Annotated in this window: 15 protein-coding genes; 7 read left to right on the top strand and 8 right to left on the bottom strand. The window is 66.9% G+C overall.

Annotated features, from left to right (window positions below):
- Positions 1-440: 440 nt before the first annotated feature.
- Positions 441-1,610: an ROK family transcriptional regulator gene (locus Q4A20_RS04030; RefSeq protein WP_303120597.1), complete on the bottom strand. Its 1,170-nt coding sequence runs from the start codon at positions 1,608-1,610 to the stop codon at positions 441-443.
- Between the two features lie 141 nt (positions 1,611-1,751).
- On the opposite strand from Q4A20_RS04030, the gene Q4A20_RS04025 reads away from it, so the two are divergent.
- The 4 genes from Q4A20_RS04025 (at position 1,752) to Q4A20_RS04010 (ending at position 6,936) form a co-directional block, all read left to right on the top strand.
- Entirely contained in the window at positions 1,752-3,020 is a 1,269-nt protein-coding gene (locus Q4A20_RS04025; RefSeq protein WP_303120595.1) for an ABC transporter substrate-binding protein, read from the top strand.
- A gap of 20 nt (positions 3,021-3,040) precedes the next feature.
- A complete protein-coding gene (locus tag Q4A20_RS04020) occupies positions 3,041-3,976 on the top strand; it encodes a carbohydrate ABC transporter permease (protein ID WP_303120592.1) in 936 nt (311 codons plus the stop codon).
- 6 nt (positions 3,977-3,982) lie between these two features.
- Positions 3,983-4,903: a carbohydrate ABC transporter permease gene (locus tag Q4A20_RS04015; RefSeq protein WP_303120589.1), complete on the top strand. Its 921-nt coding sequence runs from the start codon at positions 3,983-3,985 to the stop codon at positions 4,901-4,903.
- Between the two features lie 191 nt (positions 4,904-5,094).
- Positions 5,095-6,936, top strand: coding sequence for an alpha-glucosidase (locus Q4A20_RS04010; protein WP_303120586.1), 1,842 nt, complete (start codon positions 5,095-5,097; stop codon positions 6,934-6,936).
- A gap of 134 nt (positions 6,937-7,070) precedes the next feature.
- On the opposite strand, the gene Q4A20_RS04005 is transcribed toward Q4A20_RS04010, so the two are convergent.
- From Q4A20_RS04005 to Q4A20_RS03985, 5 genes are all read right to left on the bottom strand, one after another.
- A complete protein-coding gene (locus Q4A20_RS04005) occupies positions 7,071-7,850 on the bottom strand; it encodes a CPBP family intramembrane glutamic endopeptidase (RefSeq protein ID WP_303120583.1) in 780 nt (259 codons plus the stop codon).
- 16 nt (positions 7,851-7,866) lie between these two features.
- Positions 7,867-9,135, bottom strand: a complete 1,269-nt coding sequence (locus Q4A20_RS04000; protein WP_303120580.1) for a chloride channel protein — start codon at positions 9,133-9,135, stop codon at positions 7,867-7,869.
- A 182-nt stretch (positions 9,136-9,317) separates the two neighbouring features.
- Entirely contained in the window at positions 9,318-10,196 is an 879-nt protein-coding gene (locus Q4A20_RS03995) for a carbohydrate ABC transporter permease (protein ID WP_303120578.1), read from the bottom strand.
- A complete protein-coding gene (locus Q4A20_RS03990) occupies positions 10,193-11,080 on the bottom strand; it encodes a carbohydrate ABC transporter permease (protein ID WP_303120575.1) in 888 nt (295 codons plus the stop codon). The genes Q4A20_RS03995 and Q4A20_RS03990 overlap by 4 nt, the downstream gene beginning before the upstream one ends.
- Before the next feature lie 26 nt (positions 11,081-11,106).
- Positions 11,107-12,441: an ABC transporter substrate-binding protein gene (locus Q4A20_RS03985; RefSeq protein ID WP_303120572.1), complete on the bottom strand. Its 1,335-nt coding sequence runs from the start codon at positions 12,439-12,441 to the stop codon at positions 11,107-11,109.
- A gap of 375 nt (positions 12,442-12,816) precedes the next feature.
- Here Q4A20_RS03985 and Q4A20_RS03980 point away from each other — a divergent pair, with 375 nt between their 5' ends.
- A complete protein-coding gene (locus Q4A20_RS03980) occupies positions 12,817-15,714 on the top strand; it encodes a GH92 family glycosyl hydrolase (protein WP_303120570.1) in 2,898 nt (965 codons plus the stop codon).
- On the opposite strand, the gene Q4A20_RS03975 is transcribed toward Q4A20_RS03980, so the two are convergent.
- Both Q4A20_RS03975 and Q4A20_RS03970 read right to left on the bottom strand, forming a co-directional pair.
- On the bottom strand, positions 15,707-16,804 hold the full coding sequence (locus Q4A20_RS03975; RefSeq protein WP_303120567.1) for a LacI family DNA-binding transcriptional regulator: 1,098 nt from the start codon (positions 16,802-16,804) through the stop codon (positions 15,707-15,709). The two genes, Q4A20_RS03980 and Q4A20_RS03975, sit on opposite strands and share 8 nt — an antisense overlap.
- A gap of 47 nt (positions 16,805-16,851) precedes the next feature.
- On the bottom strand, positions 16,852-19,230 hold the full coding sequence (locus Q4A20_RS03970; RefSeq protein ID WP_303120565.1) for a 6-phosphofructokinase: 2,379 nt from the start codon (positions 19,228-19,230) through the stop codon (positions 16,852-16,854).
- A 254-nt stretch (positions 19,231-19,484) separates the two neighbouring features.
- Here Q4A20_RS03970 and Q4A20_RS03965 point away from each other — a divergent pair, with 254 nt between their 5' ends.
- Together Q4A20_RS03965 and purH are read left to right on the top strand one after the other, a co-directional pair.
- Complete coding sequence (locus Q4A20_RS03965; RefSeq protein ID WP_303120562.1) at positions 19,485-20,786, top strand: DUF6350 family protein; 1,302 nt, start codon at positions 19,485-19,487, stop codon at positions 20,784-20,786.
- A 127-nt stretch (positions 20,787-20,913) separates the two neighbouring features.
- Positions 20,914-22,611 carry a bifunctional phosphoribosylaminoimidazolecarboxamide formyltransferase/IMP cyclohydrolase gene (purH, locus tag Q4A20_RS03960; protein ID WP_303120559.1) on the top strand — a complete coding sequence of 566 codons (1,698 nt, stop codon included), beginning with the start codon at positions 20,914-20,916 and terminating at the stop codon, positions 22,609-22,611.
- The last annotated feature ends 30 nt before the right edge of the window (positions 22,612-22,641 follow it).

The following is a 22,641-nucleotide window of genomic DNA, read 5'->3' as shown; positions in this document are numbered from 1 at the left end:
GTGGGCGCGTGTGTCCCGGCGGCGCTGTAGGCGGTGCGATGGACGGGAGCTGGGGCGTGCGCACTGAACCACGACGGGCCAGGCACGCCGGCCCCTGCGTTCAGGTCAACGTCCGCCCGTCCAGCCCGGCGGTTCGTGCGCCGCGGTCGACGGTTCACCACCTCTCGCAACGGTTCGCGGGGCAGACGCACGCAGCCGGAAGTGGCGAGTCATTGGAGCTACCCGACGAACCGCCACCCAAACACACGAACCACCCACCCCGACACCGCCCCAAGGGCATCCCCGCCAGCCAGACAACGTCCTCTGACCAGCCAAAACGTCCTCGCCAGCCCGAAAACGACCCCACACCCGAACACGACCACCCACATCACAGCCCCAACCCGAACCACCCACACCCCCAAACACGAAGAACCGGGAAGATGCGATGGTGCTGCGCAATGTCAAAGCGTGCCCAGCACGCGGGCGCGCAACGCCAGGGTGGCGGCGCCGGTGGCCCATTCGGCCCGGTCGTGCTCGCGCACTACCACATCGAGCGGAGTCGCGCTGGCGCGGCGTACCGCTGCGACGCCCTGCTGCACCTCGTCCTCGAAGAGGGTGGCGATGGCGGCACGCTCTCCCGCAACCACCACGACCTCGGGCAGGGTGAACGCCGCAACCATGCCCAGCAAGCGCCCCAACCTGCGCGCGTAGGAAGCGCATAGGGCGACGGCGTCGGCGTCACCCGCTGCCGCCAGCTCGACGACGTCCGCTGCCGCCAGCCAGTCGTGGCCGCGCTGCACCCAGCTGCGCTCGATCGCCTCATTGGTCAGGCATTCCATCGCCGCGGCGGCGCTGGCCGGACGACCGCCGTCGGGCACTGGCACCGTGCCCAGCAGACCCATCTCGGCGTCGGCGTTGGTCACGACCTGCCGGTCTACGACCAGTCCATGGCCGACACCGGCACCCACCGTGAGCAGGCTGAAGCGGCTGCGATCTCGCCCGACTCCGAACCAGGCTTCCCGCAGGGTCAGCGCCGTCAGGTCATTGCCGACGATGGTGGGTGTGCCCAGACGGGCCTCAATGAAGTCCGCCAGCGGTATCCGGCGCCAGCCGTAGAAGACCGCCTCGTCGACAATGCGCCCATCGCGTGCCGTGCCTCCGAGGCTCACGCCCAGGCAGGATGGCGCCGGCGCGTCCGGTGTGGTGGCGGCCAACTCGGTCAGGGTGGCCGTAAGTTCGCCGATGATCTCGGCGGGTGAGTGACTCGGGAGTTGACGCCGTGCTGTGGCGAGCACGCCCAGGCGAAGATCGGTCAGGACTGCTGTAAGGAGGTTGGTGGACAGGGTCACTCCGACGATGGATTCGGCGTCTGCGCGCACCTCCAGTGGTGACTGCGGTCTGCCGGTGTCGGCGACCTGCTGGGTGTGCACGGTGAGCAGGCCCGCCTCCACCAGCGGCGTCGTCAGCCGCGTGACAGACCCCGGGGAAATACCGACGATACGCATAATGTCCGGGCGCAACAGTCTCCCGTGGCGCAGCAGGGCGAGTACGATCTCCCGCTGCGTGTCGCTGAGGTCGGCCCACGGTGATTCGAGTGATTCGATCCCGGCCGGGGCGTCCGAGTCGGTCATGGGTACATCATGCCCGACCCGGAGTCGATACTCGCGGACGGCGGGCTTGCGCCAGGGTTTATTCTGATACAGAATAATCTGTGTTGCCGCCGACCGGCGGCACTTCCACCCCAACCTCAGCAAGGATGCACGGAGGTACCCATGAGAGCACTGAGCAGGCGCTCCTTCCTCGCCGGCACGGCGACGGCGGCGGCGCTCGCGGCCACGGGCGGAACCCTTGCCGGCTGCTCGTCCGGAGACGGCAAGGTTCACCTGGAGCTGTTCCAGTTCAAGAGCGAGGCCATCACCCTGTTCGACCAGATCTGTGAGGACTTCAATGCCGCCAACCCGGACATAGTCGTCACCCAGAACTTCCAGGCCGACAACATCACCTCGCTGCGCGCCCGCCTAGTCAAGGGCGACACCCCGGACCTGATCACCATCAACGGCGACTACAACTACGGGGCGCTGGCCGATACCGGCATCTTCTACGACTTCAACCGCACCGACCTGCTCGACGGCGTCAACCCGTCCATCGCCTCCATTCTCGACACGCTCGGCACCGGTGGGGAGGGTCAGACCAACGGCGTCGCCTTCGCCGACAACGGCTCGGGCATCATCTACAACAAGGACGTCTTCGACTCCGCCGGCCTCGAGCCACCGACCACCTGGGCCGAGTTGATTGAGATCTGCGACGAACTCACCGCCCAGGGAATCGACCCCTTCTACTGGGCCATAAAGGACAACTGGACCGGAGCGCCCGCCTTCTCCTCGCTGTCCGGCTCCTTCCTCACCGATGGCGTCGCCGCCTGGTACGACCAACGTCGGGATCTCGACTCCGGCACCTCCTTCGCTGAACTGACCCCGGTGTTCGAGAAGATGTACCAGGCGGTCCAGTACGGAAACGCCGACAAGGCCGCCCTGGGCTACAACGACGGCAATCAGGGATTCGCCCAGGGCAAGGCCGCCATGTACTGGCACGGCACCTACGCCATTCCCGCGATCCGCTCCTATAACCCTGACATCAACCTGGGCACCTTCGCCACCCCCGCGGACGATCCGGCGGACACCAAAGTGGTTTCCGGCGTCGACGTGGCCCTGACCATGGGTGAGAGCCCCGCTCATCTGGAGGAAAACCTGCGCTTCTTCCAGTACCTGATGGATGAGGCGAATATGACCGCCTACTGCGATGAGCAGGTCGCTTACCCGACCCTGACCACGCTGTCCGCCCAGGATCCCGCACTGGAGGGGCTCCAGTCCTACTTCGACGCCGAGCGTGTGGCCACCTACTCCGACCACAACTTCCCGCCGGCGATCACCCTGAACGCCTATATGCAGCAGTACCTGTTCAACGGCGACCTGAACCAGCTCATATCCACGCTGGACGCACAGTGGAACAAGGTCGTCCGCCGCATCAACGAGACGGCCTGAGGCAGGAGGACCGGAATACCATGACTACGCGAACCGCAACATCGGTATCAGTCGCTGACCCGCAGGCCGCTCCCCGCACAATCCCGGACAACAAGGCCAAGAAGGTTGATCCGGCCTTCATCTGGATGCTCGTCCCGGCGGCACTCGTCTTCACCGTGCTGCTCACAATCCCGCTGCTGACAGGTGTCTTCTACACCTTCACCAACTTCAAGGGATATGGAGACTGGCACTTCGTCGGACTCACGAACTACAAGAATCTGTTCACCGACGACATCATCTGGGGCTCGTACCTGTTCACCTTCAAGTATGCAATCGTCGCCTCCATCCTGACCAACATCATCGCCCTGGGACTGGCGCTCATACTGAACTCGAAGATGAAGGCACGCACCTTCTTCCGGGGGGTGTTCTTCGTGCCCTACATCCTGCCGGTGCTGGTAGTCTCCTACATCTTCAGCTACCTGTTCACCAACAACCTGCCGCAGATCGGTCAGGCGCTCGGCTTGGAGTGGTTGAGCACCTCCCTGCTTGCCAACGAGGACCTGGCCTGGCTGGCCATCGTTGTTGTCGGCGTATGGCAGTCGGTCGCCTACAACACGATCATCTACCTGGCCGGCCTGCAGACCGTGCCCGAGGAGATCTACGAGGCATCTGCCATCGATGGCGCCGGCCCGGTGCGGCGGCTGTGGTCCATGACCCTGCCGCTGATCATCCCCTACCTGGGTATCAACATGGTGCTGTCCTTCAAGGGATTCCTCGGGGTCTTCGACCAGATCGTCGCCCTGACCTCCGGCGGCCCGGGCACCGCCACCCAGTCCATCTCCTACCTGATCTTCAAGAACGGCTTCCAGGGCGGCGAGTACGCCTACCAGACGGCGAATGGCGTCATCTACTTCCTCATCGTGGTGGCGCTGTCCTTCGCCCAGCTCCGCTTCACCCAGAGCCAGGAAAGGGTCTGATCCGCCATGACTGCCGCAACCGTCGAACGTGCCAACAACGGCTCCGCTGAGAGTCGCTTGGGCCAGGCGGACCCGGAGGTGTACCGGGTCCGACGCGGCTCCAAGGGAGTCTTCGGCCGCACCAACTGGTGGACCACGCTGCTCGCCATCGTGTTCAGCCTGACCGTGCTGGTGCCGCTGTACTTCACCGTGGTCACCGCATTCAAAACACCTGAGGAGCTGGCCACCTCCGGTTGGGCGTTGCCCCGTTCTTGGAGTCTGGACAACTTCGCGACCGCCTGGGAGATGACCTCCTACCCCAGGCGCGTGTTGACGTCGTCTATCATCACCGTCGGCGCCACCGTCTTCACACTGCTGTCCAACTCGATGGTGGCCTATGCGCTGGGGCGTAACATGCACCGCCCCTGGTTCCGTCGCCTGTACTACTACTTCGTGGCGGCCCTGTTCGTGCCCTTCCCGATCATCATGCTGCCGGTGGTCAAGGAGACCGCCCTGCTGCACCTGGACAACGAGGCCGGCCTGATCCTGCTGTACGTGGTCTACGGCCTGGCCTTCAACATCCTGATGTACACCTCCTTCATCAAGTCCATCCCGGAGGAGCTGGAGGAGGCAGCGGCCATGGACGGTGCCAGCCGCTGGACGATCTTCTGGAGGATCATCTTCCCGCTGCTGTCGCCCATGAATGCCACGGTCGGGATTCTGACCTGCCTGTGGGCGTGGAATGACTTCCTGCTCCCGCTGGTCATCCTCACCGATCAGTCCAAGGCCACGCTGCCACTGGCCCAGTACGTCTTCCAGGGTCAGTTCAACACGAACTATCCGGTCTCCTTCGCCTCCTACCTGATGGCGATCGCCCCGATGTTCCTGGTCTACGTCCTCGCTCAACGCTGGGTCATCTCCGGCGTCATGCGCGGCAGCCAGAAGTGAGTCGCCCTTCCGGTCGGGGCGAGTTCGCCCCGACCGGAAGGTTTACCGCTCCACCACTTTGACGTAGGCTCATTTCGACACCGCCAGACCGGCACCAGTGACGGATAGGGCCGGTTTAGGCGGTGCTTGGGCGCATACCGTCGTCCCGCGCCCCCAGGCCTCGATACTGTCCAATCCGGGAGGTTCTCGCCATGACGCAGCCGTCGTTCGTTGCCAGCGCCCATCACGTCGGCGAGGAGGCCGACTGGTGGCGGCGCGCCGTCGTCTACCAGATCTACCCGCGCTCCTTCCAGGACACCGACGGCGACGGCTACGGTGACATCCCCGGCATAACCTCGCGCCTGGACCACCTGGACGCCCTCGGTGTAGACGTCGTCTGGCTCAGCCCCGTCTACCGCTCCCCGCAGGACGACAACGGCTATGACATCTCCGACTACGAGGACATCGACCCGATGTTCGGCTCGCTGGCGGACCTTGACGCCCTGATCGCCGGCCTGCATGAGCGAGGCATGCGCCTGGTGATGGACCTGGTGGTCAACCACACCTCCGACGAGCACCCCTGGTTCGCCCAGTCGCGCAGTTCCAGGGACAACCCCAAGCGGGACTGGTACATCTGGCGGCCCGCCCGCGAGATCCCCGGCCTGGAGCCCGGGGCGCCTGGCACCGAACCCACCAACTGGGGGTCATTCTTCTCCGGGCCCGCCTGGCAGTGGGACGAGGCCACGGAGGAGTTCTACCTGCACCTGTTCTCCACCAAGCAACCCGACCTGAACTGGGAGAATCCACAGGTACGCCGTGCCGTCTACGACATGATGGGGCGTTGGCTGGACCGCGGGGTGGACGGCTTCCGCATGGATGTCATCAACCTGATCTCCAAGACCTACCCGCTCGCCGACGGCCCGCGTGCGGACGGCGCCCTGTACGGTGACGGCGCGGCACTGGTCGCCAATGGGCCGCGCGTGCACGAGTTCCTGCACGAGATGAACCAGGAGGTCTTCGCACCCCGCTCCCGCCACATCATCACTGTAGGCGAGACCCCCGGTGTTACCACTGCCGAGGCCTCCCGCTACACCGATCCTGCCCGCGCCGAGGTGGACATGGTCTTCCAGTTCGAGCACGTGGGCCTGACCGACGGTCCCGGAGGCAAGTTCGACCCGCAGCCGCTGGACCTGGTAGCCCTTAAGCACAACCTGGCCGGCTGGCAGTCCGCCCTCGCCCCCGACGTCGACGCCGATGGTCGCGTCACCGGCGAGCGCGGCTGGAACTCCAACTACTGGGACAACCACGACCAGCCGCGAGCCGTGTCCCGCTTCGGCGACGACGACCCCGCCTGGCGGGAGCTCAGTGCCAAGACCCTCGCCTCCATCCTCCACCTGCACCGCGGTACGCCATACGTCTACCAGGGGGAGGAGTTCGGCCAGACCAACACCGTCTTCCACGGCATCGACTCCTACCGGGACCTGGAGTCCATCAACTACTTCCACGAGCGCACTGGCGTCGGTGATGACCCTACCGCCCTGCTGGCCGGCCTGGCCGTCAACTCGCGCGACAACGCCCGCACCCCGGTGCAGTGGGACGCCGGCGCGGGCGCCGGCTTTACGACCGGTACCCCGTGGATCGACGTCGCCCCCAACTATGCGGAGATCAATGCCTCCGCCCAGGTGGATGTGCCCGGAAGCGTCTTCGAGCACTACCGGGCGCTGATCGCCCTGCGCCACCATGACGACGCGGTCGCCCTGGGTACCTTCCGGCTCCTGGATGCCGACGCCGCCGACTCGTGGACGTTGTTGCGCGAGCACGTGGGGGCCGACGGCGAACGCGAGCAGATCCTGCTGATCGCCTCGTGCACGCGTGCCGGCCTGAAGACCGGGCCCGGTTCCGCCCTGCGTGGTCGACTGGCGGCCGAGGGCCTGGACCTGGGGGAGTGGGAGGATGCCGAGCGGGTCCTCATGGCCTCCCTGCCGGTCGATGCGGCCCTGGGCGTGCCCGACCTGGACGGCTGGGACTCCGTGATTCTGCGCCGTCGGATCTGAGAACTGTCCGAATCCGGGACAAACGATCCAGTCTTGCCGATCTCCGGTCTCGGGATCGTTGGAATCATGCGGTTTCTGGATTCGGTCCGGGTCTCACCGGCGGCGTTTGTCCCGAATCCGGACAGTGAACCCGCTTACGGAGCGTTCCCGTGGGCGGGGATCGGCGTCCGACTCAGCCACCACACGAGCAGTGCGGCCGCGGCCAGCTGGGCGGAGGTGATGAGCACGGTGGGCGCATCGGGCGCGGCCCAGGACTCTTCCCGCGGAGCCAGTGCGTCGAGGAACACTCCGACCACATTCGAGCCCATGTGCATACCCAGGGCGAAGAGCAAGGACCGCAGTCGTACCACCGACCAGCCGGCTACCAGACCGAAGACCAGCTTGTCAGGAACCTCGACCGCGTATGCCGATGCGGTCAGCCCGGAATCCAGCCAGGTGGGCAGGTGCCAGGCCACGAAGGCCAGGGCGGTGGCGGATACGGCAAATGGCGCGCCCCAGCGCCGGAGTAGCGAGTCCAGAAGGACGCGGCGCAGGGCAACCTCCTCGGGAATCGCATTCAGGCAGCAGCCGACAAGCACCGCCATGCCGACGGCGCTCAATAGCTGGGCCGGTGTGGCAGCGGTGACGGCTTTCATATAGCCGGGCTCCTCCTGCGCGCGCAGGAGGAGCCCACCAATGACCGGTGCGGCGGCGCCGACCGCGAGCAGGGCCCACGTTCTCGATCTCTCTTCCGAGTACATGAGATCGCGCCACGGTCGCTGCTCCGCCAGACGCCAGTAGCACAGTGCACACAGGTAGAAGGCCAGGAGCAGCAACCGCCACGGGCCTCCGCTCAGCGCCAAGAGGATGGCCGTCACGGGGGCGGCAATGAGCAGGGTAAGTAGGAGAATGGTGGCTTGCGGGCGAGTGGACATGGTGAGGACTCTCGGTTCAGGAGTTTGCTGGGCCTCCCCGGCGTCGAGGGCGAATGCGCCTGCCCGGGCCCAGAGGCGACGTCAGCCACCAGCAGCATACGGAGACCGCCGCCATCAGGGCCAGCACCCACAGCGGCCCGCGGGCGAGCTCCCACACGAACACCGTGCCGAACACGGGTGCTCGTTGCGTGAGCGACAGTACGGTGCCGCCGCCCACGAGTGCCAGGACCGGGATACTTGCCTGCCAGCCGGCCAGGTTCGCGGCGACCGCGATGGCCGCGCCCGCGCTGCCACCCAGCGCGAAGGACGGAGCCAGCAGCCCGCCGGTGGCGCCGGCGCCCAGCGTCAGGCCCGTCAGCAGCGGCTTGAGCGCGACGACGCCGGCCAGCGTCGCCAGTGCGGCGAGGCTCACCGGAGCCAGAAGCGCCGCCTCCAGGGCGTCGCTGCCGTTGCCCGGCAGCACCGGCAGCCACAGGGATGCTGTACCAGTGAGCAGGCCCGCAGTACCGATGCCGAGAGGCAGCGCCCATGTGTCCGGCAGTCGGTGGTCTGCCAGCCGTCTCCACAGCGTACGGGCGCTTACGCCCAATAGCGCGGCGGCGCCCGCCACCGGCAGTGCGACCACCAGCGTGGCAACGTCAGGTGCGTCGATGTACACCGCGAAGGTGGGTTTTCCGCCCGATTGCAGCCAGGAGGTGACCGTGGCGACCAGGCTCACGGGCACGGCCAGCCACACGCCGCGGCGTCGCATGCCGGCGAGCATGGTGATCTCGACGGCGAAGGCGGCCCCGCCCAGGGGCGCGTTGTACATGGCCGCCAGGCCCGCTCCGGCCGCAGCGGCGATCAGGGTGCGGGCTGTGCGCGGCTCCAGGTGGAACCAGTAGGAGATCCGGGCGGCGACGGCTCCGGCCATGAGCCGGGGCGCGCCCTCACGGCCCACCGAGTTGCCGGCGCCCACCGTAAGCACCTGAAGCACGCCATCGGCGAAGGGACGCAGCAGACCCATACGGCGGCTGGTGCAGCCAGAAACATCCCTGACCGCCGCCTCCACTCCGGTGACACCGCCGGTGCGCCGCTCCCACCACCACAGGCCGCCCGCCAGCAGCCCGCCCACGGCCGGGGCGAGCACCCGGCGCCAGGGTGCGGCCGCCTGCACCCGCTGCGGCAGCGTCCCGGAGGCCACGCCGTAGAAGAGCCACTCGAAAACCTCCAGTAGAAGGGCCATTACCATGCCGATCAGCCCCGCGGCGATCCCCGCCAGGACCGCGGCGGCGCTCAGGCGCATGAATCTTCGCAGGGATGATCTGGCTGGGATGGAAGGTGAAGCGGAGACCACCGGACGAGCCTATCGGTTCAGTGACAGCCGCCCGGGCCGCGAAATATGGTCATTGACAGCTGCCGACTCGGCGTCGCGATGTCAGGAGCACCACGGTGAACCCGGTGCGCTGCGTGGAGGTTCCGGGTGAGTCACTTGCCGGCCCCCGCGGTGATTCCCCGTACCAGAGAGCTTTGCAGCAGTAGGTAGACGATCAGGCTCGGCACCAGCGCCAGCACGGAGCCCGCCGCGAGCAGACCCGTGGACCCCGATGGATCGTCCCGCAGCAGTGCGATGGCAACGGTAATGGTGTACGAGCCCGGGCCGTTCGAGGCGATCAACGGGAGCAGGTACTGGTTCCAGATCATAATGAAACCGAAGATGGTGATGACGCCCAGGGCGGGCTTGCACATCGGCAGAACGATCCTGCCCAGCACGCCGATCTCACCGAGGCCGTCGAGTCTGGCCGCCTCGCAGATCTCCTCGGGGATGTCCCGCATGAACTCGGTCATCACCATGATCGAGAAACCCCAGATGCCCACAGGGAGGATGATTGCGAAGACCGTGCCCTTAAGATTGATCCCCAGCAACGGCAGATCGCCCAAGACTATGGACAGCGGAACCGCGATCACCTCCTCCGGCAGCATCATGGTCATGAGGAACAGCAGCATCACCAATGCCTGCCCACGGAACTTGCGTCGTGATAGGGCGTATCCGGCGAGTACCGACGCCGTCATCTGCAGCAGCAGTCCACCGCCGGCGATGACCAAGGAGTTGCGCAGATAAGTGAATAGATTCCACTCGCCTGCTGCACGGAAGTTGTCCAGCGTCGGGTCTGTCGGCAGCACAGCCAGCTGGGTCGGGTCGGAGGTATGGCTGAAGGCACTGGATATGACCGTGAGGAACGGGACGCCGAAGACGGCCAACAGCACCGCGGCGATCACCAGCCTGATCAGCCTGGAGCTCGCCGCCCCGGTCCATCCGAGTGCCGAGTCGAAGCGGCTCGGGGCGAGCCTGCCCATGCCGTTCATGATTCCCTCCTGCGCGCGGCCAACCAGCGGACGATGATCGTGAGGGTGAGGGTCGTTGCCAATAGCAGCATGGAAGCGGCACTGGCAACGCCCACGTCACTGCGATCGAATCCCTGTGTGTACACCTGCGTCATCCAGGTGGTGGTCGAGTTTGCGGGACCACCGCCCGTCAGCACGTAAACCTCGGTGAAGATGCCCAGTGCGCGAATCGCGGCGAGCGTCAGGACGATGATCATCGAACTGCGCAGGCTGGGGATCACGATGCTCCACAGGCGCCGCCACCGCCCGGCGCCGTCGACCGCCGCGGCCTCATAGAGGTTCCTGTCGATACCCGCCAGACCAGCAAGGAAGATCACCATGTTGTACGGGGCTCCCGACCAGATGCCCACCGCGGCCACCGACATCAGCGCCGTACTCGGGCTGTCCAGGAAAGTGGAGGGTCCGAGGTGGAACCAGCCCAGAATGGTGTTGAGAAAACCGCCGGCATCCGGGAAGTAGATGATGCGCCAGATCTCGCCGATAACCGCCGTGGCGGTGACTACGGGCAGGACCACGACGGTTCGCGTGAGCCACAATCCGATACCCGAGCCCTCCAGAACGAGTGCGAGTAGCAGGCCGCCGATGACGCTTCCTGCGGTCTGTACGCAGGCGAGAATGACGGTGTGGCCCAGGGCGGCGGTGAATCCGGAAGAGGTGAGCACCTTGGCGTAGTTGTCCAGACCTACCCAGGTGTTGCCGAGGTATGGGGTCACCTTGTGAAAGCTGTAGTAGATGCCCTCCGCCAGCGGGATGAACTTGAACATGACTGCCAGCAGCAGTGCCGGTACCAGCAGCAGCCACATGGTGACGGTAGTGGCCCGCGGAAAAGGCAGCTTCTTTCGCACGCGCGGCCCAGCGTTGCGTGAATTGGTCACAACAGCCCCAGTTCGTCGAAGACGTCTTCCAGCTCGGTCTTGAGATTCTCGAGCTCGGGCGTCGGGTCCTGTTCCGGACTTGAGACGATGGTGTTGAGTGATTCGGCGATGACCTGTTTGATGGCCGATGCGTCCGCGACAGCGGGGAACACCTGGGAGGAGTCGGCGAGGCTGTCCTGGACAACACCCCAGCGATCATCCTCGTAGATCGTGGCCGCATCCATGTCGGAACGGACCGGAACCCTCACGACCGGCTGCTTGCTGTTGGTCATGCAGGTGGTCTGCCCCTCCTCGGAAATGAACCAGGAGATGACCTTGTTGACGGCGTCCAGCTTCTCGGTGCCGGCCGAGACATAGATGTTCTCGCCTTCGGCCAGGACCGTGCCGCCGTGCGGGCCGGTGGGCGCCGACGAGACCACGTAGAGGTCCTTTCCGGGGGCCTCGTCCATGGCGGAGAACTGGTATGGGCCGGTCAGCGTGTGCCCCACCTTTCCTTCTGCGAAGAAGGGAGTGGATACGGAGGTGTCTGCGGTTAGTGCTCCGGGCTGAACGCGCCCGCCGACGGCGAACAGGTCCTGAATCCATTGCACGGCCGCTACCGTCGCCGCGGACGTCGTGTCCACCGAGAAGGTGCCGTTGCCGTTATCCGTCCACAATGAGCCGCCGCCCTGCCAGATGTAGCTCATCGCCCAGCGGGCGAGATATCCGTTCTTGGCGGTTCCGGCCACATTGGTGCCGTAGGTGTTCGCGCTGCCGTCGCCGTCGGGATCCTGCGCGGCGACGGCGTCAAGGAAGGCGACGTATTCCTCCCAGGTAGTCGGGACCGACAGGCCCAGTTTCTCCAACCAGTCGGAGCGGAAGCAGTCGACCATCGTCTGCCGGGAGTAGGGCACGGCGTATACTCCGCCGTCGATCTGAGTCTCGGCCCAGCGGGCGTCGTCGATGGCGGATGCTTCGGCGTAATCGTCGCGAACGACCTCGCGCAAGAGGCCCTGGCGCTGGTAGGTGCCCAGTAGGACGTCGTCATTGATCCACAGGTCCGGCAGATGCTTGGACTGGGCCCGGCTCTGCAGCTCCTGTCCGAAGTTGTCGACCGTGGAGAAGCTGACAGTGATGCCGGTCGCCTGCTCGAGTGTGGGGATGATCTCCGCATAGGCGTCGGCGGTGGTGGCACCGCCGCGTGCCCACATCTCGATGCTGTTGGCGTCGGAAGCACTGCCGGACGGTCCCGAGCCTGAGGATCCGCAGGCCGTGAGCATGCCCGAGGCGGTGGCTAGGCCGCTGTAGGCGAGCAGGGCGCGGCGCGATGGCCGGAAGAGTTTTGTCGACATTGAAGGCTCCTTTGCAACTCTAACGACGGCGCAGCAGTGCACCTCGTGCATCGCGGTAGTGCAGCGTTGTAGTACCACGATGTACTATGAGTTTACATGCCTGCTCCTTGAATGGAAAGAGACTTAGTGATGCCGCTGTCAACGTCACCCCGGACCATCCGCTTCGCGGCCTCGTGCGGTCCGGGGGCTCCGCCGAGTTCGACCCCGCGTTGCGGCCTATTCGAAGGAGAGGTCAGTACGTATACGGTCCTGGCCCGCGGCCGGGCCGATATCGGCCTCCCCGACCGCCCCGCGATGGCGGGGGAGACGCTTGAAATCGCCTTGTTTCCCCAGTTGCTGTTACAGCGGAACGGAGCGCCCGACCGTGCCTCCACAATGCTGGGCCTAGGAGTGGAGGACGAGCAGGGCGGCTTACTGCACCTGCATGACGACGACGGCCGCGACCTGACCACCACACCGCAGAGCCGGCCCGCCCACCTAGCGGCCACCACGTTGCTCCCCGAGCAGTGGAACCTCTGGCGGATACCGCTGGACGCCCTGCCGTCCGGGACTTCGCTCGCCGCCGTGCGGCTCATTGCCCACACCGACTACGGATCCGGCTGGATTCAGGCGCGTGTCATGGCGGAGGATCCCGGTAAGAACGCTCAAGACGGTGCAGATGTGGTCGCCTGCGTGCGTACGACCCGCGGAACCCACAGCGGGCGGGGCTTCTCGCGGGGCAGCACCTTGCCCGCGGTCTGTCTGCCACACGGCATGAACTTCATAACCCCGGTAACCAATGCCCGCACCCGCCGCTGGCTCTATCGGTGGCACGGCGACCCGGCTCCCCGCCTGGAGGCGGTGGCACTCAGCCATCAGCCCAGCCCTTGGATAGGCGACCGGGGATCCATGCAGGTCATGCCCTACCTGGATGCCCCCGTTCTGGAACCGCGACGCAGATCCCGGCGATTCAGTCATGACGATGAAGTCGCGCAACCCGACTATTACCGGGTGCGCCTGGAAGGCGGCATCGAGTTGGAGCTGACCGCTACGGCGCGCACGGCGGCGGTGCGCATCCACTTACCGCGCGCAGGGGGCGTCACCATCGATCAACCCTTCGCCGGACACCTGTACGCCCGGGTAACCGACACCGGAGTGTCGCTGCACGGATGGGCTCCCGGGAACACGGTCCGTCCCTCCCGCCCCAGCCCGCCGCGGGTGTTCTTCGTCGGCGAGATTCGCAGCGGCACCCGCATTGATACGGCGTATGAGGATGCCGGGAGTGTGCGTAGCCAGGCAGCGCACATCCCCCTTTCCGCGGGCACACACGAGGTACGCCTGGCCACCTCGTTCATCTCCGTGGAACAGGCCTGGCAAAACCTCAGCCTCGAATCGCAAGGCACTTTCGAGGAGCTGCGGCAGGCGGCGCACGACGCCTGGAGTGCGCCGCTAGCCGCCCTCGAGCTGAGTGGCGCTACCGCGGAACAGCGTGAGGCGGCTTACACCGGCCTGTATCGACTTCTGTGCTATCCCAATATCGCCCATGAGAATGCCGGAGGCCCGGACACACCCCGCATGGTGCATGCGGCAGCCGCTCTACCGCTCGACCGGGAACACACCGACACGGTAACCGGTTGCCGGATCCTGCCCGGTGAGCTGTATGTCAACAACGGGTACTGGGACACCTACCGGACCTGTTGGCCCGCATACCACCTGCTCATGCCGGATCGCGCCGGGGTGCTGCTCAACGGATTGCTGCAGACCTTCCGCGACGGCGGTTGGATGGGCAGGTGGACGGCCCCCGGATACATCGACTGCATGGTGGGCACGGACTCCGATGTGATTTTCGCCGACGCCGCCGTGCACGGTATCGACTTCGATCAGGATACGGCCTATCTGTCCGCCCTGCGCAACGCGATGACGCCGCCCGCCCAAACCGAGGTCGGCCGAGTCGGCAACCGAGCTGCGCGATTCTGCGACTGGGTGGACTCCTCCATTCCGGAGGCGCTTAGCTGGACAGTCCAGAATGCGATTGACGATGCTGCGATCGGGCGGTGGGCGGGTCGACTCGCCCACCGTGCCAATGGGGAAGCACGATCAGACCTGCTTGCGGAGGCGTTCTATTTCACCAACCGTTCACTGCGCTGGCGCTGCCTCTTCGATCCCGATTGCGGTTTCATACGAGAACGCCGTGATGATGGTATGTGGAAGGTGGCTCCCGCGGATTTCAACCCGCGGGAATGGGGTGGGGGCTATACCGAGACGAACGGTTGGGGGATGGCCTTCTCCCCGGTTCACGACGCCGCCTGGCTGGCTGATGCACTGGGTGGGCCCGCAGCACTGGGCAGAAGGCTCGACGCCTACTTCCAGGATCCGGAGAAGGCGGTGGCGTCCCAACGCGGGACCTACGGGCACATCCTCCACGAGATGACTGAGGCCCGGGCGCTCGGCATGGGACAGTTCGCGGTCTCGAACCAGCCCGCCCACCACGTGCCCTTCATGTACCTGCATTCCGATCGGCCCGACCGGGCAGCCGAGGTTCTGCACGACGCCTTCGGCCGGTATTTCAATGGCGGACGCATCGGTCAGGGGTGGCCGGGGGACGAGGACAACGGTGAATTCAGTGCCTGGTGGCTATTCGTTGCGATGGGTCTGTATCCGCTCGATGTGGGCTCGGGCGAATTCGTGGTCACGGTGCCGCAGCTGCCCTCGGTGCGCTGGACGCGCAGCGACGGGACCGTGTTGTCCGTAACTCGGGAGGGTAGTGGCAAGTACATAGCGGACGTAGAGGTCAACGGGTGTGCGCTGCTCGCCCCGGTTCTGAGGGCTACCGCCCTGCACGGCGATACACACCTGAGGGTACGCGTTGACACCAGGCCGCACGGCTGGGGAACGGGCGCCCGTCTCGCCTCGGTGAGTGCGGGGGAGTATCGGCGGGACAAGACCCGCTCGGGGAACCTGCATTCGTCCCTGCAGAGTGCCGCCGCCCTGGTCGACGACGCCGCCACCACCGAGGTCGTGCTGCCGCCCAACACCCGGCTGGAACTCGAATTGGACCGCCCCGAGCCGGCGCGGGTGTTCACCCTCACCGGAACCGGTTCCCTTGACGTGGCGGTCGCGGTCTGCGCGGACGGTGTCTGGTGCCGGGCCGCCGAACGTCGGGTGAGGTTCCGGTTCCCGGAGGAGACTCGGGTGATCGCCCTGCCTGCGCCGCCTGGAGCGGAACCGTGCATTGAGGCGATCAGATGGCTCTTCCCGAACGGGGCGAGGCTTACTCAGCTCGAAGTCATCTGACTGTCGACTGACCACCAGCCCCGTAACGGTCGTCTCCTGATCCGATGGCGACGGCGTCGTCCACCGGGACTCCTCCGGTGGACTGGCGCACCTCAATGCGGAAGGCGGGTCGGATCAGCTCTCTCGGCATGCGCGGCAGGTCGGGATCACGGTGGTGCTCGTCGATCCGCGTCAGCAGTAGTCGGACGGCCTCACGCGCGAACTCGCCGTGGTCCACGGACAGGGAGGTCAGAGTCGGGCTGGTGAACGACGCATCCTCAATGTTGTCAATGCCCACCACCTTCACTGCGCCGGGCACGGGAATGTCATGGGCACGAAAACTGTGCAGGGCGCCGATGGCCAGGGCGTCGTTCATCGCCACCACGGCGTCGAACGCAGCACCGGAGTCGATGAGTGCATTCATCCTCTGAGTGCCCTGAGGCAGGCGCCAGGTCGACTCCGTAAGCAGCAGGTTCTCATCGATCTCCACACCCATGTCCGCATGGGCCGCCCGGAAACCCTGTTCGCGTAGAGGCGCCGAACCGTGGTCGGTGCCCGGTGCGCAGCCCAACAGCACCACCCGGCGGCAGCCCAGGCCGAGCACATAGGCGGTCAGTGCATATGCGGCGGCCGCGTTCGGCAGGGTGACCCGGTCGATGTCCGGTGGATCCACGCGCTCGCCCAACAACACCAGTGGGAAGTCGACCTCGTACTGGCCCATGTCCTGCGGCCCTAGGGCCTGAGGACTGAGGATCGTGCCATCCGTGAAATGCCGATTCGCGCCGTGAAGCACTTCGAGTTCGCGCTCGCGCCGGCCATCCGTCTGCGTCACCAAGACGCGGCCCCCCTCACGCTCGGCGGCGTGAATGATCTGTCCGGACAGTTCGGCCAGGTAGGGGTCGCGCAGGTCGGGCATGGCCAAGGTGACCATTCCGGTGCGGCCGCGGCGTAGGCCGCGTGCGGCGAGGTTGACCGTATATCCCAGCTCCCGGATGGCCCTCTCCACCCGCTCCTTGGTTTCGGGGCGCAGATACCGGTACCCGTTGAGCACATTGGACACGGTCTTCGGTGAGACACCTGCGCGCCGCGCAACGTCGGCGATTGTCACCATGCCCGCATCATGCCTGAGCCGCGACGGTCTTGCCGGTCCGTGCCCCCTCAGTCATCCCGCCCGGCGGACGCGGCCTGGGAAACCGTGTAACCGAAGTCGGGGACGTCCTCGGCGGCAATGATCCCGAGGTCCTTATTGACCAGGCCAATGGCCTCGCGCAGCCCCATCCACCACTGGTGCAGCGGCCGGCGCGCCGTCAGGTCGAGTTCCTCATCCATGCGCTCGAGTCGGTGATGGGTGATCCGTCCCCCCACGAGCCCCACGTAGCTGGACTGGTAGGTGCCGGCATCCAGTTGCTCGGAGAGCAGATCAAGCGCGTGGGCTACCAGCTTCGTGGCCATGATGCGGTCGAAGGCGGTGGGGTCCCCACCCTGTTGGAGATGACCGATCTGCGCCTGACGCACGTCATACAGGCCCTCGCTCTCCTCGGAGAAGATCTTCGCCAGCACGTCCAGGGTGTAGTTCTCACTGGCCCGTTCATTGCGGATGACCAGGTACAGCTTGCGGCCCGAGCGGAAGGACTCCACCATGCGCGAAGAGTCCTGGGCCAGTTTGCTCAGCGTCAGGCCCTCCTCGTTCAAGTAGACCCGCTCGGCACCGGTGGCGATACCGCTCATGAGCGTCAGATAGCCGCAGCGGCGGCCCATGGCCTCGGCCACGAAGCAGCGGCGCGACGCGGCCGCCGATTGCTTGATGGCGTCCAGTGCCTCCACCGCGCTGTTCAGGGCCGTATCCGCACCGACGGAGAGCTCTGACCCGGGCAGGTTGTTGTCGATGGATGCGGGCACGCAGATCATGGGGATCTTGAATGCGGGGTACCGGTCGCGCTCGGTGACCAACTCATACGCCGACAGATACGCGTTGAACCCACCGATTACCAGTAGGGCGTCGATTCGGAAGGACTCGATGGCCCGCCCGAGGGAGTACAGCTGGTCGATGGTGGGGATGTCCCGACGCGTGCCCAACTCGGCGCCGCCGTCTCCGACCCACCCCTCGACGCCGTCCCAGGACAGCTCGCGCACATTCCCGTCCAGCAGACCGGGGAAGCCGCCGTACACACCGAGCATGGTGAAGCCATGATCCAGGCCCAGGCGCACCGCGGCCCGAGCCGCCGTGTTCATGCCCGGCGCCAGTCCGCCGGCATGGACGATCGCCACACGCCGAGAAGGGCTCGCATCGGCCGTCAGCGCCGTCTCCGGTGCCGGGTCCAGCTCCGGCGGAGTCGACATGGTCTCGAAGATACCGAGCATCTGCTCGAAACTGGCTCCGCGTGCAGCCACCGCGCCCCGGTAGTCGCCGGCCGCTACCAGGTCCTTGACCGCGCGAGTGGCGCGGACCTGCTCCATCATGGGCAGACGCTCGATACGGTTGTGCCGCTCGGCAATGATCACCGGCTCACTATCAGGGGTGGCCAGCACCAGCTCCCGGGCCGCCGTGCAGCCGAGCAGAGTGGACATCCAACGGTCGTAGGCGCTCGGTTTGCCACCACGCTGCACGTGCCCCAGGATCGTCACCCGGGCCTCCTCGCCGAGACGCTCGGCCATGACCCGCTTGACGTCGTCTGCGGTGATGGGGGTGCCGGAGCGGTCCGTGGCCCCCTCGGCCACGATCACCATGGACTCGCGCCGCCCGGCCTCCCGGCCCTTGGCCAGCTTGCGGCACATGTCCTCCTCCCAGCCGTCAGCCGGCGGCAGTTCGGGCACGAGCACGTAGTCGCAGCCCCCGGCCACAGCCGCCATCAGCGCCAGGTAACCGCAGTGACGGCCCATCACCTCCACGATGAAGGTGCGCTGATGGGAGGCCGCGGTGGAGGAGATGTCGTCGATGGCCTCAAGGATGCGGTGCAGGGCGGAGTCGGCGCCGATGGTCATGTCCGCGCCCACCAGGTCGTTGTCGATGGAACCGACGATCCCGACAACCATCAGTACCGGATGCGCGGCGGCCGTCTGTTCGGTGATCTGACCTCGTTCGACCAACTCGGCCACCAAGGACGGCCAGTTCTGGCGGAACTCGTCGGTGCCGGTCAAGGAGCCGTCCCCGCCGATCACGACCAGCCGGTCGATACCGTGCTCCAATAGGTTGCGGCAGGCCGCCAGTTGTCCCTCGCGCTCGCGGAACTCCGCCGAACGTGCCGTGCCGATGATCGTGCCGCCACGGTGCAGGATGGAGCCGACCGAGTCCCACCCCAGTTCGCGCACGCCGTCCCCGCCGGCCACAGCGCCGGCCCACCCCTCCATGACCGCATACGGTTGGGCGCCCATGCGCAGTGCGGTTCGGACGACGGCGCGTACCGCCGCATTCATGCCCTGCGCGTCCCCGCCGGAGGTGAGCACTCCGATGCGGACAGGCCCATCTTCGGGGGCAGTGCCGGTTGTTCGTCCGGTGGCCTGGCCGGCCGCTTCTTCGCGCTGGGCGTCGATAGACATGGTGGATCCTTCCGTCGGCATCCGGTACCTGGTGCTGCGTCCGATTCTAGTGTGGTCTGCGCCGCAGCCATACTCATACCCGGATGCGTTTGCGGCGCATCCTTTACACCTTCGCGTCAGGCCTTCGTGCCGGTCGTGGGCCGCCGGCGTGTAACCGTGTCCCACCGCGGTCCGCCTGCAGGCTCGCGTTAGTGTCGGTGCCGACTCTCCCGACGCCGTCGGGACCGGACCCCTGAGAGGATGGAGACGCGGGCATGGACCACAGGGAACGGTCGCTCCGGACCTCCCCGACGCAAGCGGGCGCCGACGGCTCCCGCCGCGTCCTGCCGCCCGACTGGCCGTTGGCCTTGCGGGCCGGCGCAGAATCCGTGGTGTTCGGGTGGGGGATCGTGGCACTTGCGGCCCTCGCCCTGTATCTGGCCGCATCCTCCCGGGATGCCGCCGCGGCTCTTTCCCTGGGGGAGGCAGTGCGGACCGGAACCGGCATCTGGAGTCTCGGCTTCGGTGGCGCCATGGGTTCTGTCGACGGCGAGTACGGCATGCTCAGCATGCCGTTGCCGGGACTGACACTGTTGCAGCTGTGGCTCACCCGTTCCTCGGTGCGGCGCGCCCGACTCGAGGGGCCCGCCTCCGGGATGATCGCCGTCGGCGCCTCCGCCCTGACGGCCATGCTCATAGTCGCGACATCCAGGCCCGCCGCCTCCCGCACCTGGATCGCCGTGGTCGGCGTGAGTGCCCTGACCGCCTTGGTCGCCTGGTCGACTGCGCAGCGGAACAGCAGCGGTTGGTCGACGGTGGCGAGCAGGTACCGGCGGCCACCGGAATGGATCGGCGTGGCACTGGGCTTGGCCCGTGAACTGGCCGTGGTGCTGATCGTCATCGCCGCTGCGGTGGCGCTCGCGGGAATGATTGCGGGGGGTGACCGAGTCTCCCGCCTGCACGACGTCCTCGCCGGAGGCTCCCTGGCAGCGACGGCGGGACTGGCTCTACTGCAACTCGGGTGGTTACCCACCGCGCTGGTGTGGGCGCTGTCCTGGCTGGTGGGACCGGGCTTCGCGGTGGGCGCCGGCTCGGTCTTCTCACCCACACGCGTGGTGGCCGGTGCTGTTCCCACCCTGCCGCTACTGGGGGGCCTGCCCACTGCGGCCGTCGGCGACTGGGCCGCCCTCTTGCCCTTCAGCATCGTGATTGGGGCCGGTGCGGTTACGTGGCGTCAGCGGGTGCAATTGCATGAGATGCCGCTGCGGCACGCGGCGGCGGTGGCGACGACGACGGCGCTGCTGGTCGCTTTCGGTGTGCTGGCGGCGTGCCTGGCCGCGTCCGGACAGATTGGACCGGGGCGTATGGCCGAGGTCGGCCCGCGTAGCGGCTACGTGGCGGTGATCGTTGCGCTGATGGTGTTGGTGGGGGTAGGGCTGGTGGCCGTGCTGCCCCACCCGCGCACACGCGTGCTCACCCGTCGTGGCGTCCAGGCGACCGTCGCCGCCACCAGCGCCGCCGGCCACAGCGCTCGAGAGCGCTTCAAGACGCGGCTCGGCCAGGCCGATAAGCGGTAGGCTGGATGCGGCCGCGACTGGCGAGGGTGGGGCACCACCGGGGAGCGGCCGGCCGGACACCGGTAACCCTCAACGGGGCGTCGCCCGCCTGGGCGTCCCGCCGCCACCGGCAAAACTAGGAGCATTCATGACCGCTCGGACCCCGTCAGCGACCGCCGACCCCGCCATCCCTACCGGCGCCGGTCGCATGCCAATCCGTCGCGCCCTGGTCTCGGTATACGACAAGACCGGTTTGCGTGAGCTGGCTGCCGCCCTGACCGCTCAGGGCGTCGAGATCATCTCAACCGGCTCCACCGCCGCAGTGATCGCGGCCGCAGGCCTGCCCGTGACCGCCGTCGAGGATGTCACCGGCTTTCCAGAGTGCCTGGACGGGCGCGTCAAGACCCTGCACCCGCGGATTCACGCCGGTATCCTCGCCGACCGCCGCCGACCCGAACATGTGGCCCAGTTGGCGGACTTGGAGGCCGCCCCGATCGACTTGGTGGTGGTCAACCTCTACCCCTTCAACCGGACGGTCGCCTCCGGCGCCGACTTCGACGCCTGCGTGGAGCAGATAGACATCGGCGGCCCGGCGCTGGTGCGGGCCGCCGCCAAGAACCATCCTTCGGTGGCGGTGGTGGTAGACCCGGCCCGCTATGAGGAGGTCGTGGAGGCTGTCGCCGCGGGGGGATTCGACCTTGAACGTCGTCGCGCCCTGGCGGCAGCCGCCTACGCCCACACGGCGGCCTATGACACCGCCGTCGCCTCCTGGTTCGCCGGGCAAGTCGAGGCCGAGGCGCCCGACGGCGCCGCGCCCGCGCCGCCCGCCTATGTCGGGGATGCCTATACGCGCCGGAACGTTCTGCGCTACGGGGAGAACCCCCATCAGCGGGCCGCCGTCTACACCACCTTCGGTGCCGCATCGGGGCAGGGTGTGGCCGGGGCCGTGCAACTGTCCGGCAAGGCCATGAGCTACAACAACTACACCGACACCGACGCTGCGGTGCGGGCCGCATACGACCACGGCGAGGCCACCTGCGTGGCGATCATCAAACACGCCAATCCCTGCGGCGTGGCCGTCTCCGCGGCGGGCGACGTGGCCGAGGCCCATCGCAAGGCCCACGCCTGCGACCCGGTGTCCGCCTACGGCGGCGTGATCGCCGCCAACGCCCCCGTCACCGCCGCCATGGCCCGACAGATCAAGCCGATCTTCACCGAGGTCATCGCCGCCCCGGGCTACGCGGAGGAGGCCCTGGAGATCCTGACGGCCAAGAAGAACCTGCGCGTACTCGTCGTCGCCCCGCCCGAGCGCGGCGGTTGGGAGATCAAACGGATCTCCGGAGGCGCAGTCATCCAGCAGCACGACTACATCAATGCCCCCGGGGATGAGCCGGCCGACTGGGAACTGGTGGCCGGGGAGGCCGCCGACGCCGCCACCCTCGCGGACCTGGCCTTCGCCTGGCGCACGGTCCGCGCCGTACGCTCCAACGCCATCCTGCTGGCCCGGGACGGTGCGACCGTGGGCGTCGGTATGGGACAGGTGAACCGCGTCGACTCCTGCAAGCTGGCCGTGGAACGCGCCAACACCCTGGGTGAGCGCGCCACCGGGGATGCCGCCGCCGATGTGGAACTCGCCGGCGCCCCGGCGCCCGAGCGGGCCCGCGGCGCTGTGGCCGCATCAGACGCGTTCTTCCCCTTCGCTGACGGGCTTGAGGTGCTTATTGACGCCGGTGTGCGCGCCGTGGTTCAGCCGGGTGGCTCCATCCGTGACGCAGAGGTCATTGCTGCCGCACAGGCGGCCGGGGTGACCATGTATCTGACCGGTACCCGCCATTTCGCCCACTGATGCTCGTGCCTTGCCGCGGCTGGCTGCCGA

The sequence above is a fragment of the Actinomyces sp. genome, from assembly GCF_030530635.1.
Lineage (GTDB): Bacteria > Actinomycetota > Actinomycetes > Actinomycetales > Actinomycetaceae > Actinomyces.
This window is presented reverse-complemented; position numbering and strand designations above follow the sequence as displayed.

Coding starts and splice junctions, on each gene's coding strand:
- Q4A20_RS04030 (WP_303120597.1), bottom strand. CDS start 1,610: ATGACCGACTCGGACGCCCCGGCCGGGATCGAATCACTCGAATCACCG.
- Q4A20_RS04025 (WP_303120595.1), top strand. CDS start 1,752: ATGAGAGCACTGAGCAGGCGCTCCTTCCTCGCCGGCACGGCGACGGCG.
- Q4A20_RS04020 (WP_303120592.1), top strand. CDS start 3,041: ATGACTACGCGAACCGCAACATCGGTATCAGTCGCTGACCCGCAGGCC.
- Q4A20_RS04015 (WP_303120589.1), top strand. CDS start 3,983: ATGACTGCCGCAACCGTCGAACGTGCCAACAACGGCTCCGCTGAGAGT.
- Q4A20_RS04010 (WP_303120586.1), top strand. CDS start 5,095: ATGACGCAGCCGTCGTTCGTTGCCAGCGCCCATCACGTCGGCGAGGAG.
- Q4A20_RS04005 (WP_303120583.1), bottom strand. CDS start 7,850: ATGTCCACTCGCCCGCAAGCCACCATTCTCCTACTTACCCTGCTCATT.
- Q4A20_RS04000 (WP_303120580.1), bottom strand. CDS start 9,135: ATGCGCCTGAGCGCCGCCGCGGTCCTGGCGGGGATCGCCGCGGGGCTG.
- Q4A20_RS03995 (WP_303120578.1), bottom strand. CDS start 10,196: ATGAACGGCATGGGCAGGCTCGCCCCGAGCCGCTTCGACTCGGCACTC.
- Q4A20_RS03985 (WP_303120572.1), bottom strand. CDS start 12,441: ATGTCGACAAAACTCTTCCGGCCATCGCGCCGCGCCCTGCTCGCCTAC.
- Q4A20_RS03980 (WP_303120570.1), top strand. CDS start 12,817: ATGCTGGGCCTAGGAGTGGAGGACGAGCAGGGCGGCTTACTGCACCTG.
- Q4A20_RS03975 (WP_303120567.1), bottom strand. CDS start 16,804: ATGGTGACAATCGCCGACGTTGCGCGGCGCGCAGGTGTCTCACCGAAG.
- Q4A20_RS03970 (WP_303120565.1), bottom strand. CDS start 19,230: ATGTCTATCGACGCCCAGCGCGAAGAAGCGGCCGGCCAGGCCACCGGA.
- Q4A20_RS03965 (WP_303120562.1), top strand. CDS start 19,485: ATGGACCACAGGGAACGGTCGCTCCGGACCTCCCCGACGCAAGCGGGC.
- purH (WP_303120559.1), top strand. CDS start 20,914: ATGACCGCTCGGACCCCGTCAGCGACCGCCGACCCCGCCATCCCTACC.